General features: G+C 71.7%; 11 protein-coding genes. 8 read left to right on the top strand and 3 right to left on the bottom strand.

Translation table 11 applies throughout. From position 1 onward, the window contains the following. The first annotated feature begins 81 nt into the window (after positions 1-81). Positions 82-996 carry a helix-turn-helix domain-containing protein gene (locus ACZ6ZN_RS01290; protein ID WP_398107409.1) on the top strand — a complete coding sequence of 305 codons (915 nt, stop codon included), beginning with the start codon at positions 82-84 and terminating at the stop codon, positions 994-996. Positions 997-1,071: 75 nt separating this feature from the next. On the opposite strand, the gene ACZ6ZN_RS01285 is transcribed toward ACZ6ZN_RS01290, so the two are convergent. Beyond that, complete coding sequence (locus ACZ6ZN_RS01285; protein ID WP_451876382.1) at positions 1,072-1,899, bottom strand: SAM-dependent methyltransferase; 828 nt, start codon at positions 1,897-1,899, stop codon at positions 1,072-1,074. A gap of 233 nt (positions 1,900-2,132) precedes the next feature. Between ACZ6ZN_RS01285 and ACZ6ZN_RS01280 the strand changes: the two genes are divergently transcribed. The 4 genes from ACZ6ZN_RS01280 (at position 2,133) to ACZ6ZN_RS01265 (ending at position 7,162) form a co-directional block, all read left to right on the top strand. Continuing rightward, the gene (locus tag ACZ6ZN_RS01280) at positions 2,133-4,544 is read left to right on the top strand and encodes a molybdopterin oxidoreductase family protein (protein ID WP_469642182.1); all 2,412 of its coding nucleotides are present in this window, start codon (positions 2,133-2,135) and stop codon (positions 4,542-4,544) included. Beyond that, on the top strand, positions 4,541-5,032 hold the full coding sequence (locus ACZ6ZN_RS01275; protein WP_398107406.1) for a hypothetical protein: 492 nt from the start codon (positions 4,541-4,543) through the stop codon (positions 5,030-5,032). The genes ACZ6ZN_RS01280 and ACZ6ZN_RS01275 overlap by 4 nt, the downstream gene beginning before the upstream one ends. A gap of 177 nt (positions 5,033-5,209) precedes the next feature. Beyond that, the gene (locus ACZ6ZN_RS01270; RefSeq protein ID WP_469642179.1) at positions 5,210-6,883 is read left to right on the top strand and encodes a hypothetical protein; all 1,674 of its coding nucleotides are present in this window, start codon (positions 5,210-5,212) and stop codon (positions 6,881-6,883) included. 105 nt (positions 6,884-6,988) lie between these two features. After that, positions 6,989-7,162, top strand: a complete 174-nt coding sequence (locus tag ACZ6ZN_RS01265) for a CsbD family protein (protein WP_369192928.1) — start codon at positions 6,989-6,991, stop codon at positions 7,160-7,162. A 147-nt stretch (positions 7,163-7,309) separates the two neighbouring features. Here the strand turns inward: ACZ6ZN_RS01265 and ACZ6ZN_RS01260 are convergent, their stop codons facing one another. After that, complete coding sequence (locus tag ACZ6ZN_RS01260; protein WP_398107404.1) at positions 7,310-8,755, bottom strand: glyceraldehyde-3-phosphate dehydrogenase; 1,446 nt, start codon at positions 8,753-8,755, stop codon at positions 7,310-7,312. Positions 8,756-8,921: 166 nt separating this feature from the next. Here ACZ6ZN_RS01260 and ACZ6ZN_RS01255 point away from each other — a divergent pair, with 166 nt between their 5' ends. The 3 genes from ACZ6ZN_RS01255 (at position 8,922) to katG (ending at position 12,707) form a co-directional block, all read left to right on the top strand. Next, positions 8,922-9,800, top strand: a complete 879-nt coding sequence (locus ACZ6ZN_RS01255) for a hypothetical protein (RefSeq protein WP_469642176.1) — start codon at positions 8,922-8,924, stop codon at positions 9,798-9,800. A 181-nt stretch (positions 9,801-9,981) separates the two neighbouring features. Then, entirely contained in the window at positions 9,982-10,419 is a 438-nt protein-coding gene (locus ACZ6ZN_RS01250) for a Fur family transcriptional regulator (RefSeq protein ID WP_369192931.1), read from the top strand. Positions 10,420-10,487: 68 nt separating this feature from the next. Next, positions 10,488-12,707: a catalase/peroxidase HPI gene (katG, locus tag ACZ6ZN_RS01245; RefSeq protein ID WP_469642174.1), complete on the top strand. Its 2,220-nt coding sequence runs from the start codon at positions 10,488-10,490 to the stop codon at positions 12,705-12,707. A 78-nt stretch (positions 12,708-12,785) separates the two neighbouring features. On the opposite strand, the gene ACZ6ZN_RS01240 is transcribed toward katG, so the two are convergent. Beyond that, positions 12,786-14,183 carry a Tat pathway signal sequence domain protein gene (locus ACZ6ZN_RS01240; protein ID WP_469642172.1) on the bottom strand — a complete coding sequence of 466 codons (1,398 nt, stop codon included), beginning with the start codon at positions 14,181-14,183 and terminating at the stop codon, positions 12,786-12,788. Positions 14,184-14,227 lie beyond the last annotated feature (44 nt).

The raw sequence follows: 14,227 nt of genomic DNA, 5'->3' as shown, positions 1-14,227 counted from the left end.
GCTGTTGCGGGCGGATGCGTGAAGGCCGGGTGAAGTGCGATAGTGTAAATCGCCCTTGTGCCGGTCTCGCTGGGAGTCAGGATGTCCGCCGCGTCGCATCGCATCTCCCGTCTGGAACCCTACCTGGACAGGTCCGAGCCGGCGCCGACTCTGCTCAAGATGCTGGTCGGTGTGCAGCTCGCCGGATTCCGTGAGGATGCCGGGCTCGCCCAGGACCAGGCGGCGCGCGAAGTCGGTTTCAGTGCCGCGAAGCTGTCCCGCATCGAGTCGGGCAAGGGCCGCCGCCCTCCGACGGAGAACGACGTCCGTGCGCTGCTGCGGTTGTACGGCACCGAGGACTACGAGGCCTCCGTGCTGCTCAAACTGCTGCAGCGCGCAGGCGAGCCCGGCTGGTGGCAGCGCTACGACAAGCGGCTGATGCCCGAGTGGTTCGATCGTCTGGTCGGGCTGCAGGAGGCCGCCGCCACCATCCGTACCTTCGAGATCCAGTACGTGCCCGGCCTGCTGCAGACGCCCGAGTACACCAAGGCGGTGGTCGAGCGCGGTCTGCCGAACGCCCCGGCGAGCGAGGTGGAGCGGCGCGTCGAGCTGCGCAAGCACCGGGCGCAGTTGCTGCTGCGGCCAGAAGCGCCCCAACTCTGGGCGATCATCGACGAGTCGGTGCTGCTGCGCGTCCTCGGCTCCACCGAGGTGATGCGCGATCAGCTCGCCCACCTCATCGAGATGGCCGAGCGCTCCAATGTGACGCTCCAGGTCGTGCCGCTGAGCGTCACCAACGCCTCGGCACCCGCCATCCCCGTCACGTACCTGCGCTTCGGTGGTCTCGACCTGCCCGACGTGGTCTACCTGGAGCACATCAAGAGCGCGAACTTCCTCGAGGACCGCGACGAGACGGAGGAGTACCGGATCGCGCTGGACCGTCTCGCGGACGAGGCGCTCAAGCCCCGGGACACGCTGGAGCTGCTGCACCAGACGATGGAGCAGCGCTACACCTGACGTGAAACCGCCCCTCGGCGGGACCGCGTGGTCCCCGCCGAGGGGCGGTTCGCCGGGAGAGCCGGCGCGGCCGGTTCAGCCCTCCAGGGGCAGACGGCCCACTCCGCCGAACTCGATCCACTCGTGGGTGAGCTGACGGGGCGCCACCTCGCTGTCGGGGCGCCAGTTCGACACCTCCACCAGGCCCGGCTCCAGGATCTCCAGGCCCTCGAAGTAGGCCTCGACGTCCTTCGGTTCGCGCACCCGGCCCCAGTTCCCGTGGGTGGCCTGGTCCATGAAGTCCGTGACGAACTTCCGGACCTCGGCATCCTCGCTGACCAGCTGGCACATCACCATGAAGCTGCCCGGCGCGAGGCGCTCCCGCACGCGGCGGGCGACCGCCAGCGGGCCGTCGGTGTCGCTGTCCGGGATGCAGTGGAAGACGGAGTTGAACAGCACGCACACCGGCTCGTCGAAGTCGATCAGCCGCTTGGTGTCGGCGTGGCCGAAGATCAGGTCGGTCTCGCGCATGTCCGCGTGGATCACGGTCGTGCGCTCGTCCTGCTCCAGCAGGGCCCGGCCGTGCACCAGCACCATCGGGTCGTTGTCGACGTAGACCACGTGGGTGGTGGGGTCGATGCGCTGGGCGACCTGGTGCACGTTCTCCTGGGTCGGCAGGCCGGATCCGTGGTCCAGGTACTGCCGGATGCCGTACTCCTCGGAGAGGGTCTTGACGACCCGCTGGAGGAAGCGGCGGTTGTTCAGCGCGAGGCGGCGGGTGCTGGGCACGACCTTGTCGAGCTCTTCGCAGGCGGTGCGGTCGGCCGCGTAGTTGTCCTTGCCGCCCAGGTAGTAGTCGTACATGCGCGCTGCCGTCGGCACGTTCGCGTCGATCTCGGTGGACAGCTGCTTCTCGGAATGCATCGTCTTTCCCCCTGCAGGGTGCCGTGCCAACGGACTGGCTGGACAGGAAGTACATCCTATGGAGGGGGAGTTGAGGCGTGCCAGCCCGTCGGCGAAGCTCCCACGATCGAACGACGAGATGATGAGGACGGGCATGGCCGTTCGTCTGATTTGTCACACTTCGCGTACGCTGTGTTGCCTGTGCTCCGGCGGGCACCCGTCGCCGGCAGTGTTCCTCTGCGGAAGGTGGGATCGTGGACCACCCGGTCGATCGCATCGCGGACCCCTGGGGTGAGCGCACCCCCTACGACGCCGGCGCCCCCTGGCCGGCACGCGTCGACATGCACCTGAGCGACGGCGTCGCCGAGCAGGAGGTCCAGCGCTGGGTGCAGACCGCCTCCGTGCTCCACTCCAACGGTGACGCCATGGACATCGCGGTGCGCGACGGGCGCATGGTGGGGGTGCGGGGACGGGCCGTCGACCGGGTGAACCGCGGACGCCTGGGCCCCAAGGACCTCTACGGCTGGCAGGCCAACGCCTCCCCGGACCGGCTCACCCGGCCCCTGATCCGCGAGGACGGCCGGCTGGTGGAGTGCGACTGGGACACCGCCATGAACCGGGTCACCGGACACACCCGGCAGCTGCTGGACGACAAGGGACCCGGCTCGATCGGCTTCTACACCAGCGGGCAGCTGTTCCTGGAGGAGTACTACACCCTCGCAGTCCTCGCCCGGGCGGGCCTGGGCACCAACCACCTCGACGGGAACACCCGCCTGTGCACGGCGACGGCCGCGGAGGCCCTCAAGGAGACCTTCGGCTGCGACGGGCAGCCCGGCAGCTACGAGGACATCGACCACGCCGACACCGTCGCCCTGTTCGGGCACAACATGGCCGAGACCCAGACGGTGCTGTGGATGCGGCTCCTGGACCGCCTGGAGGGCGGCGACCCGCCGCGGCTGGTGTGCGTCGACCCGCGCCACACCCCCGTCGCCCGGCGCGCCGACGTCCACCTGGCCCCCCGCGCCGGCACCAACGTCGCACTCCTCGACGCGCTGCTGCACGAGATCATCCGCACGGACCGGATCGACCGGGACTACCTGGAGGCGCACACCGTCGGCTTCGACGAGCTGGCCGCCATGGTCCACCGCTGCACACCCACGTGGGCGGCGGGCATCTGCGACGTGCCGGCCGCGCAGATCGAGCGGGCCGCGGAGATCCTCGGCACCGCCGAGCGGCTGCTGTCCACCGTCCTCCAGGGCGTCTACCAGTCCCACCAGGCCACCGCCGCCGCCGTCCAGGTCAACAACCTGCATCTCCTGCGCGGCATGCTGGGCCGGCCCGGCTGCGGGCTGCTGCAGATGAACGGGCAGCCCAGCGCGGAGAACACCCGCGAGTGCGGAGCCGACGGCGACCTGCCGGGCTTCCGCAACTGGCAGAACGACGCGCACGTCGCGGAACTGGCCGAGGTGTGGAACGTGACCCCGCAGACCATCCCGCACTACGGTCCTCCCACCCACGCCATGCAGATCTTCCGGTACGCCGAGCAGGGCTCGATCCGCATGCTGTGGATCAGTGGCACCAACCCGGCCGTGTCCCTGCCCGAGTTGTCGCGCATCCGCTCGATCCTCGCCCAGGAACGCCTGTTCGTGGTGGTGCAGGACATGTTCCTCACCGAGACCGCGCAGCTCGCCGACGTGGTCCTGCCCGCGGCCGGCTGGGGCGAGAAGACCGGCACCTTCACCAACGCCGACCGCACCGTGCACCTGTCCGACAAGGCCGTCGAACCACCGGGCGAGGCCCGCCCCGACCTGGACATCCTGCTGGACTTCGCCGCCCGCATGGACTTCCGCGACAAGGACGGCGGACCCCTGATCGACTGGCACGACCCGGAGTCCGCCTTCGCTGCCTGGCAGCGATGCAGCGCCGGACGCCCCTGCGACTACACCGGCCTGAGCTACGACCGGCTGCGCGGCGGCAGCGGCATCCAGTGGCCCTGCACCGACGAGGCGCCCGAGGGCACCGCCCGCCTCTACACCGACGGCTTCGACCACGCCCGGCCCGACGTGTGCGAGAGCTACGGCAGGGACCTGGTGACCGGGGCGGCCGTGGAGGCGGAGGAGTACCGGGCCCTCAACCCGGACGGCAAGGCGGTGCTCAAGGCGGCGGAGTACCTGCCACCGCACGAGGACACGTCGGCCGACTACCCCCTGCAACTCATCACCGGCCGGACGGTCTACCACTTCCACACCCGGACCAAGACCGCCCGCGCCCCCGAGCTGAACGCCGCCGCACCGGACGTCTGGGCGGAGATCTCACCAGCGGAGGCCTCCACCCAGGGGCTCGCCGACGGCGACCTGGTGCAGGTCACCACCCCGCGCGGCGCCGTACGGGCCCGGTTGCGCACCACCGCCCTCCGCGACGGCATGGTGTTCCTGCCCTTCCACTACGGCTACTGGGACACCCCGGAGGGCCACCGGCCGCCCGACGGCGGCCCCGGCCGCGCCGCCAACGAGACCACCGTCACCGACTGGGACCCGGTCTCCAAGCAGCCCCTGTTCAAGACCGGCGCCGCACGCGTCACCCTCGTCGCCCGCCGCGGGCCGGGTACGGACCCGGCACCCGCGACGCCCGGCACCCGCGGGACGACGCCGGGGAGCGGTTCATGAGCGGCATCGGCACCACCCTGCGCCTCCTGCACGACGGCGAACGCGACCTGGAGCAGGATCTGCTGACCGCGGCCGCCCGCCACCGCGGCGACCACGAGTTCCACCACGTCGCCCTCGACATCGCCCGCTGGTCGCACGAGCACACCCGCCGCCTCGCCGAGGCCGGCCGCGACCACGGCCTCGACCTGCCCGGTCCGCGCGCCACGCCCTCGCCCGGCACGCTCGCCGTCCTCCGGGAGAAGGCCTCCGAGGCCCTGGGCCGGCGCACCGACACCGGCCTGCTCCTCCTGCACGACCTGCGCGACCTGCACCTGGCGGCCACCCGGAACTCCCTGCACTGGGAGATGCTCGCCCAGGCGGCACAGGCCACCCGGGACGAGCGGCTCCTGGCCCTGACGAGCGACTGCCACCCGCAGACGCTCCGGCAGATCCGCTGGACCAACACCATGATCAAGATCCAGGCCCCGCAGATCCTCACGAGCAGCTGACGGGCACCCCCGCCACCCTCGCGACCGCGCCGCGCGGGCCGGAGCGACCCCGGTCCGTGCGACACCACGGCCTGCCGGTACCCGGGCGGCTAACCTGGAGGGGCGAGATCGACCGGGAGCCGCGGGTGTGCGATCACCGCCGCTCCCACGGCCCGGCCGCCGGCCCAGGAGATGACCATGGGTGACTACTACGACCTCGGTACCCACAGCCGTCCCGTCACCACCACGTCCCCCGAGGCCCAGCTCTGGTTCGACCGCGGCCTGCTCTGGACGTACGGCTTCCACCACGAGGAGGCCGTCGCCTGCTTCGAGAAGGCGGCCGAGGCCGATCCCGGGTGCGCCATGGCGTACTGGGGCATCGCCTACGCGCTCGGCCCCAACTACAACAAGCCCTGGGAAGCCTTCGACGGCGACGAACTCGTGCGCACCGTGGACCGCACGCACGCGGCCGTGGAACGGGCCCACGAGGCGGCGGCCCGCGCCACCCCGGTCGAACGGGCCCTCATCGAGGCGCTGCGGGCCCGCTACCCGCAGGCGGAGGCCGCAGCGGACTGCTCGGTGTGGAACGAGCCTTACGCGAACGCCATGCGCGAGGTGTACCGGATGGCGCCCGGCGACCCCGACATCGCCACCCTCCACGCGGACGCCCTGATGAACCTCACCCCCTGGCAACTGTGGGACATCACCACCGGCCGCCCGGCCGAGGGCGCCCGGACCACGGAGGCCAAGGCGGTGCTGGACGCCGCCCTCGCCACCGACGCCGGCGCCGTGCACCCCGGGATCCTGCACCTGTACATCCACCTGATGGAGATGTCCCCGACGCCGGAGCAGGCCCTCACCGTCGCCGACCGGTTGCGCGACCTCGTGCCCGACGCCGGCCACCTGCGGCACATGCCCTCGCACCTCGACGTCCTGTGCGGCGACTACCGCCGCGTCGTCGCCGCGAACAGCGACGCGATCGCCGCCGACGAGAAGTACCGGCGGCGCGCCGGGGCGATGAACTTCTACACCCTCTACCGGGTGCACAACCACCACTTCCGGATCTACGGGGCCATGTTCCTCGGCCAGTCCCGCGTGGCCCTCGACTCGGCCGCCGAGCTGGAGGCCGCCGTACCGGAGGAGCTGCTGCGCGTGCAGAGCCCGCCCATGGCCGACTGGCTGGAGGGCTTCCTGGCCATGCGCGTGCACGTGCTGATCCGCTTCGGCCGCTGGAAGGAGATCCTGGACCTGCCGGCCCCCGCCGACCCGGAGCTCTACGCGGTCACCACTGCCATGCGTCACTACGCGCGCGGCGTCGCCCTGTCCGCCACCGGGGAGGTGGACCGCGCCGAGGCGGAACGGGAGCTGTTCCGGGCGGCGGTGGGCCGGGTGCCCGAGACCCGCATGCTGTTCAACAACACCTGCCACGACATCCTCGCGATCGCCTCCGCGATGCTGGACGGGGAGCTGGAGTACCGCAGGGGCGACCACGACTCCGCCTTCGCCGCCCTCGAACGCTCCATCGCACTGGACGACAACCTGCCATACGACGAGCCGTGGGGCTGGATGCAGCCCACCCGCCACGCCTACGGGGCGCTGCTGCTGGAACAGGGGCGGGTGGAGGAGGCCGAGGCCGTCTACCGCGCCGATCTGGGCCTGGACGACACCCTGCCGCGCCCCCTGCAACACCCGGGCAACGTCTGGGCGTTGCACGGTTTCCACGAGTGCCTGCTGCGTACCGGGAAGACCGGTGAGGCGGCCCTGGTGGCCCCTCAGCTCAGGTTGGCGACGGCGCTGGCCGACGTGCCGATCCGGGCGTCCTGCTTCTGCCGTCAGGAGCCGGCGGGAGCCGCCGACGGGTGCTGCCACTGACGCGCCCCGACGGCGGCCCCCGAAGGGCGGCACGTTTGAGCTGCCCGTTCGCGGTCACCCGTACTACCGACCCCGCTGTCGGACACGACTTGGAGTGAACGAACCGTGGCTGAAGAGCAGAAGGCCAAGGCGAAGACCGAGCAGGCCAAGGGCAAGGCCAAGGAGACGGTCGGCCGCGCGGTGGGCAACGAGCGGCTGACGGCCGAGGGCCGTGCCGAGCAGTCCAAGGGCGACGCGCGGCAGGCCAAGGAGAAGACGAAGGACGTCTTCAAGCACTGATCGTCTTCAAGCACTGATCGTCTTCAAGCACTGATCGTCTTCAAGCGCTGATCGTCTTCAAGCGCTGAGTTCGCACGACCGGGTGCCGTGCCCCTCTGGGGGGCACGGCACCCGGTCGTGTGCGGGGCCCGATCCGGACGACGACCGTCAGGCCGCCGGAGCCGGGTAGGTCGGGTACTCCACGCCGGAGACGTGCTGCACGACCCGGATGACCTGGCACGAGTAGCCGAACTCGTTGTCGTACCACAGGTAGAGGATCGCGTTGTCCCCGTCGACCTTGGTGGCGCCGGCGTCGACGATCGAGGCGTGGCGCGAGCCGATGAAGTCGCTGGAGACCGCGTCGGGGGCCGTGGTGAAGTCGATCTGGCGCTTGAGCGGCGAGGTCAGCGAGACGTCGCGCAGGTGGTCGAGGACCTCCTCGCGGGTGGTCTCCCGGCCGAGCCGCAGACTGAGGATCGCGATGGAGACGTCCGGGACCGGGACCCGGATCGAGCTGCCGGTGATCGGCGCCTTGAGATCGGGCAGCGCCTTGGCGACGGCGGAGGCGGCGCCGGTCTCGGTGATGACCATGTTGAGCGGCGCGGAGCGGCCCCGCCGGTCGGCCTTGTGGTAATTGTCCAGCAGGTTCTGGTCGTTGGTGAACGAGTGGACGGTCTCCACGTGGCCGCGCGTGACGCCGAACTCGTCGTCCATCGCCTTCAGCGGCGGCACGATGGCGTTCGTCGTGCAGGAGGCGCACGACAGGATCTGCTCGTCCGGCTTGATGGTGTCGTGGTTGACGCCGTGGACGATGTTCGGGACGTCGCCCTTGCCGGGCGCGGTCAGCACCACCTTGTCGATCCCCGGGCGCAGGTGCTGCGACAGGCCCGCGCGGTCGCGCCACTTGCCGGTGTTGTCGATCAGGATGGCGTTCTTGATGCCGTACGCCGTGTAGTCGACCTCGGAGGGGTCGTTGGCGTAGATCACCTTGATGGCGTTGCCGTTGGCGACGATGGTGCTGGTCGCCTCGTCGACGGTGATCGTGCCCTGGAACTGGCCGTGGATGGAGTCGCGGCGCAGCAGCGAGGCGCGCTTGACGATGTCCTGCTCCCCGCCGCCGCGCACCACGATGGCGCGCAGGCGCAGGCCGTTGCCGGAGCCGGCCTTCTCGATGAGCAGCCGGGCCACGAGCCGGCCGATGCGGCCGAACCCGTAGAGGACGACGTCGCGTCCCTCGCGGCGCTCGATCTTGTTGTCGCCCGTGGCCCCGGCGACGGCCTCGGCGGTGAACTCGGCGACCGACAGTCCGCGGTCGTCCTCGCGGTAGGTCGCGGCGAGCATGCCGATGTCGATCTGGGACGGCCCGAGGTCGAGCTCGGCGAGGGCCTTCAGGAAGGGCAGCGTCTCGGTGACCGAGAGCTCCGCGCCCGCGATCTGCCGGGCGAACCGGTGGGTCTTGAGGATGCTGACCACCGACTTGTTCACCAGGGAGCGGCTGTGCAGCAGGACCGTCACGTCCCGCTCCCGGTGCAGCTTCCCGATGATCGGGATCATCGACTCCGCGATCTCCTCGCGGTTCTTCCAGTTGGTGAACGAGTCGTCGTTGACAGTCACGAGTCCATCTTTCGAGCTAGGCGGCGCTCATATGTTAAACCGTCGATCCCGCGATCACGCAGGGGGTCCCCGGGAGCGGGCCGGGCCCCCTCCGGAAGGTTCCGCGAGCCCCCGGCGACCCGTCCTGAGACCATCGGACCCGGGCCTGCACGCGAAGGAGACGCGCATGGACTTCGACACCGTGGCCGAGGAGCTGTACGCCCGCCGCCCGGAGGACTTCGTCGCCGCCCGCGCCTCCGCCGTGGCCTCCGCGCGCACCTCCGGCGACCGGGATCTCGCCCGGCGGATCGGCGCCCTGCGCAAGCCCAGCCTCGCCGCCTGGGTCAGCAACCTCCTGGTCCGCAGCAATCCCGGCGAGGTCGAACCCCTGCTCAGGCTCGGCGAGGGCCTGCGCCGCGCCCACCAGGACCTGGACGGCGAGCAGCTGCGCGAGCTGAGCCGCAGGCAGCACGCCCTGGTGCGCGCCCTGTCCGCCCAGGCCAGGCAGCTCGCCCGGGAGGCCGGGCACCCCGTCGGCGAGAGCGTGCTGCGCGAGGTCGAGAACACCCTGCACGCCGTCCTGGCCGATCCGGAGGCCGCCCGGACGTGGGCCGCCGGACGGCTGGACAAGTCGCTGAGCGCCTCGGTCGGCTTCCCGGCGGCCGCCGAGGGCGCCCGGCCGCAGCGCCCGCCGGCCCGCCCCGCGCCCGCACCCGCGCCCTCCCGCCCGGACGGGAAGGCCGCGGAGCGGCAGCGGCGGCAGCTGGCACAGGCCCGGGAGGCCGCCGAGGCCGCCGAGCGGGAACGGCGCGCGCTGCGTGAGGAGGCCGACGCCGCCGACCGGGCCGCCCAGGAGGCGGAGGAGCGGCTGAACCGGCTCCAGCGCCGCGTCGGCGAGCTCACCGAGGAACTGGAGCGCGCCAGGAACGAGCACCAGCAGGCGCGCTTCGCCGAGCGGACGGCCCGCGAGCAGGCCCGCACGGCCGGTCGCCGCCTCCGTGAAGCGGACCGCAGGGCGGCGACGGCGGCGGCCCGGCTGGAGCGCCTGACCTCGCCGGACGCGTGAACCACCGGGACGCCCGCGGCGCTGCGCGCGTCCCGCGCGGGCCCCGGGCGGGATCATGCCGCTGTGACTCGGCTCACATGTCGCGGCGGCCCAGTCCCCGCACCGCCCCACCCGCCCGCCATCAAAATTGAACCGTTCGTTTCCTTGAGTCGTTCGTGTTTGTGTGGCTAGGTTGTGCCGCATGACCGCATCCGGGACCCCGACCACCGCCGAGGAGCTGCGTGGCGCCGGCCTGCGGGTGACGGCCGCCCGCGTCGCGCTGCTCGAGGCCGTGCGGGAGGGCGACCACCTCGGCGCCGAAGCCATCGCCACCGAGGTGCGCGGCCGCGTCGGCCACATCTCGGTCCAGGCCGTCTACGAGGGACTCCACGCCCTCACCGCGGCCGGGCTCGTGCGCCGCCTGGATCCGCCCAACAGCCCGGCCCTCTACGAGGGACGGGTCGGCGACAACCACCACCACCTCGTGTGCCGGTCGTGTGGAGCCGTGGCCGACGTCGACTGCGCGGTCGGCCACGCACCCTGCCTGACCGCGTCCGACGACCGGGGCTTCGCCGTCGACGAGGCCGAGGTCATCTACTGGGGCCTGTGCCCCGCCTGCTCCACCGCTCGCAGTTCCTGAGCACGTGATCCACCGAACACCGTGATCCACCCCGAGCACCGCGATCCACCCCGTCCGGAAGGATTTCCATGACCGAGAACCACGACGCGATCGTCACCGACCCGAAGTCGGCGGAGGCGGGGGGCGGTTGCCCCGTGGCGCACGACCGCGCCCTGCACCCGACCCAGGGCGGCGGCAACCGCCAGTGGTGGCCCGAGCGGCTCAACCTGAAGATCCTCGCCAAGAACCCCGAGGTGGCCAACCCGCTCGGTGGGGACTTCGACTACGCCGAGGCCTTCCAGGCGCTCGACCTCGCGGCCGTCAAGCGCGACATCGCCGAGGTGCTCACGACCTCGCAGGACTGGTGGCCGGCCGACTTCGGCGACTACGGCCCGCTGATGGTCCGCATGGCCTGGCACAGCGCCGGCACCTACCGCATCAGCGACGGCCGCGGCGGCGCCGGCGCCGGACAGCAGCGCTTCGCCCCGCTCAACAGCTGGCCGGACAACGGCAACCTCGACAAGGCCCGCCGTCTGCTGTGGCCCGTCAAGAAGAAGTACGGGCAGAGCATCTCCTGGGCCGACCTCATGATCCTCACCGGCAACGTCGCCCTGGAGCAGATGGGCTTCGAGACCTTCGGCTTCGCCGGCGGCCGCGAGGACGTCTGGGAGCCGGAGGAGGACGTCTACTGGGGCCCCGAGACGACCTGGCTCGACGACAAGCGCTACTCGGGCGAGCGCGATCTGGAGAACCCGCTCGGCGCGGTCCAGATGGGCCTCATCTACGTCAACCCCGAGGGCCCGAACGGCAACCCGGACCCGCTCGCCGCGGCCCGCGACATCCGTGAGACGTTCCGCCGCATGGCGATGAACGACGAGGAGACCGTCGCCCTGATCGCCGGCGGCCACACCTTCGGCAAGACCCACGGAGCCGGCCCCGCCGACCACGTCGGTGCCGACCCCGAGGCCGCCTCGATGGAGGAGCAGGGCCTGGGCTGGCGCAGCACCTACGGCACGGGCAAGGGCGGCGACGCCATCACCTCCGGTCTCGAGGTCACCTGGACCAGCACGCCGACCCGGTGGAGCGACGGGTTCTTCAAGAACCTCTTCGAGTTCGAGTACGAGCTGGAGCAGAGTCCGGCCGGCGCCCACCAGTGGGTCGCCAAGGACGCGCCGGAGATCGTGCCGGACGCGCACGACCCGGCGAAGAAGCACCGCCCGAAGATGCTCACCACCGACCTCGCGCTGCGCTTCGACCCGATCTACGAGCCCATCTCGCGCCGGTTCCACGAGAACCCGCAGGAGTTCGCGGACGCCTTCGCCCGCGCCTGGTTCAAGCTGACCCACCGCGACATGGGCCCCAAGTCCCTCTACCTCGGCCCGGAGGTGCCGCAGGAGACGCTGCTGTGGCAGGACCCGCTGCCCGAGGCCGAGGGCGAGACCATCGACGCCGAGGACATCGCCGTCCTCAAGACCAAGCTGCTGGAGTCGGGTCTGTCCGTCGCGCAGCTGGTGTCCACCGCCTGGGCGTCGGCGTCGACCTTCCGCGGCAGCGACAAGCGCGGCGGCGCCAACGGCGCCCGCATCCGCCTGGAGCCGCAGCGCGGCTGGGAGGTCAACGAGCCGGACGAGCTGGCCCAGGTCCTGCGGGTCCTCGAGGGCATCCAGCAGGAGTTCAACACCGGCGCGAAGAAGGTCTCCCTGGCCGACCTGATCGTCCTCGGTGGCTCCGCCGCCGTCGAGAAGGCCGCCAAGGAAGCCGGATACCAGGTGGAGGTGCCCTTCGCCGCGGGCCGTGTGGACGCGACCGAGGAGCACACCGACGCCGAGTCGTTCGAGGCGCTGGAGCCGACCGCCGACGGGTTCCGCAACTACCTCGGCAAGGGCAACCGCCTGCCGGCCGAGTACCTGCTGCTGGACCGCGCCAACCTGCTCACGCTGAGCGCGCCCGAGATGACCGTGCTGGTCGGCGGTCTGCGCGTGCTGGGCGCCAACTACCAGCAGTCCCAGCTCGGGGCCCTCACCAGGACGCCCGGCTCGCTGACGAACGACTTCTTCGTCAACCTGCTGGACCTGGGCATCACCTGGAAGGCCACGAGCGAGGACCAGACCACGTTCGAGGGGCGCGACGCCGCCACGGGCGAGGTCAAGTGGGCCGGCTCCCGCGCCGACCTGGTCTTCGGCTCCAACTCCGAACTGCGGGCGCTCGCCGAGGTCTACGCGAGCGACGACGCCAAGGAGAAGTTCGTCGAGGACTTCGTCGCGGCCTGGGTCAAGGTCATGAACCTGGACCGGTTCGACCTGGTCTGATCCCACCCGCCTGACGGAACGCCCCGGGCCGCACGGCCCGGGGCGTTCCGCGTCCCCGCCCCTCGGTCCGACGGAGCGTCAGATCCCGGCCCGGAGCGGGTTGTACCGCGTGGCCGCCATCAGGTACCAGGCGGTGGCGCCCGTGTGCCGGTACGGGTAGTAGCCGAAGCCGAAACCGGTGTCGAGCGGACTGCTCGCGGACACCACCCCGCACCGCTCGGGCAGCGCCCTGCCGCCGACGGTCTGGCCGCCGCCCAGCAAATCCTGGGCCTTCTCGGTCGAGGCGATCAGCCGCCGGGCGCGGGTCTCGTCGCCGCGTGCCCCGCGGTCGCGCAGGGCGAGGGCCAGGTGGGCGGTCCCCTCGAACCACACGCCGTTGCGGTCGGGTCTGGGCTGCCCGGACGCGATCGGCGCGTCCTCGTTCGCCAGCAGGCTCGCCGAACTGAAGGTCACGCCCTCGTACGACTGCCCTGCGGGCACGGTGCTGTTGGTGCGCCCGGAGTGGTCCGAGACGGCCAGCTCGGCCGCCGCCCAGTCCAGGGAGCGGGAGTGGCGGGAGGAGCCCAGCGCCAGGTGGGTCCAGGTCTGGGTGTCCTCCGGGACCGGGGACCGGTTCACCGTCTCCCCGTCGTTCGTGCCCGTGTAGAAGAAACCCCCGGACGGCTCCCACATCCGCAGGACGAACGCCTCGGCACGGCCGCGGCGCTCCCGCCACACCCGGTCGCCGGTGAGCCGGGCGAGCCGGCCGAACAGGCAGACCAGGTCGGTGTTGTGCTCGGTGGAGGTGAAGGGCAGTTTCCGGTTCGCCCCGTCCACCCCGAACTTGTAGCCGCCCAGCGGCTCGCCGGTGCGGCCGTTGCGCTCGATCCACTCGCCGATGCGCACGGCGCCCGTGAGGTAGCGGCGCGCCCCGGTACGCCGGGCCAGGGCGCTCAGGGCGATGCCCGCCCAGGCCATGTCCCCCACGGCCGTGCCGGTGAAGCCGAACTGCGTGCCGACGTTGGCCGTTCCGTCGGCCCGGACGAACCCGTCGGGCTGGGGCGTCCCGTCGTAGAAGGTGTACGGCCCGGTGTTGTACGCCTGCCGCAGCCGGCCGTCGTCGTACGCCGGGTCGTGGAGCTGGGCGTACAGCAGGGCGTCGCCCAGGGTGCGGGCGCGGGCCAGGCCTCCCCGGGTGCCGGTGGCGAGGTGGGCCAGGATCGCCAGGGCGTTGTCGTAGGTGAACGCGGTGCTGAACAGACCGGCCTGGTCGGTGTAGCTCTGGGTGAGGCGGACGGTGCCGTTGCCGGGGTGGGCGTCCATGGCGGCGGCGAGGAAGGCGTGCCCCCGGGCCGGGGCCGAGGCGTGGTGCCGGCCGGCCGGACCGGCCGCGACGGCCTGCCCCGAGCCGGCGGCGGTGAGGGCCGCGGCGCCGATGCCGAGTCCGGCCCCGATGAGCGAACGCCGGCCGAGGGCCGGGCCTGGTCTGCCAGTCATGGATCTCCCTTTGAGAGCGCTCTCAGACAGTGGCCGCCATTGTG

The organism is Streptomyces sp. NPDC053665, from assembly GCF_055585285.1.
This window is presented reverse-complemented; position numbering and strand designations above follow the sequence as displayed.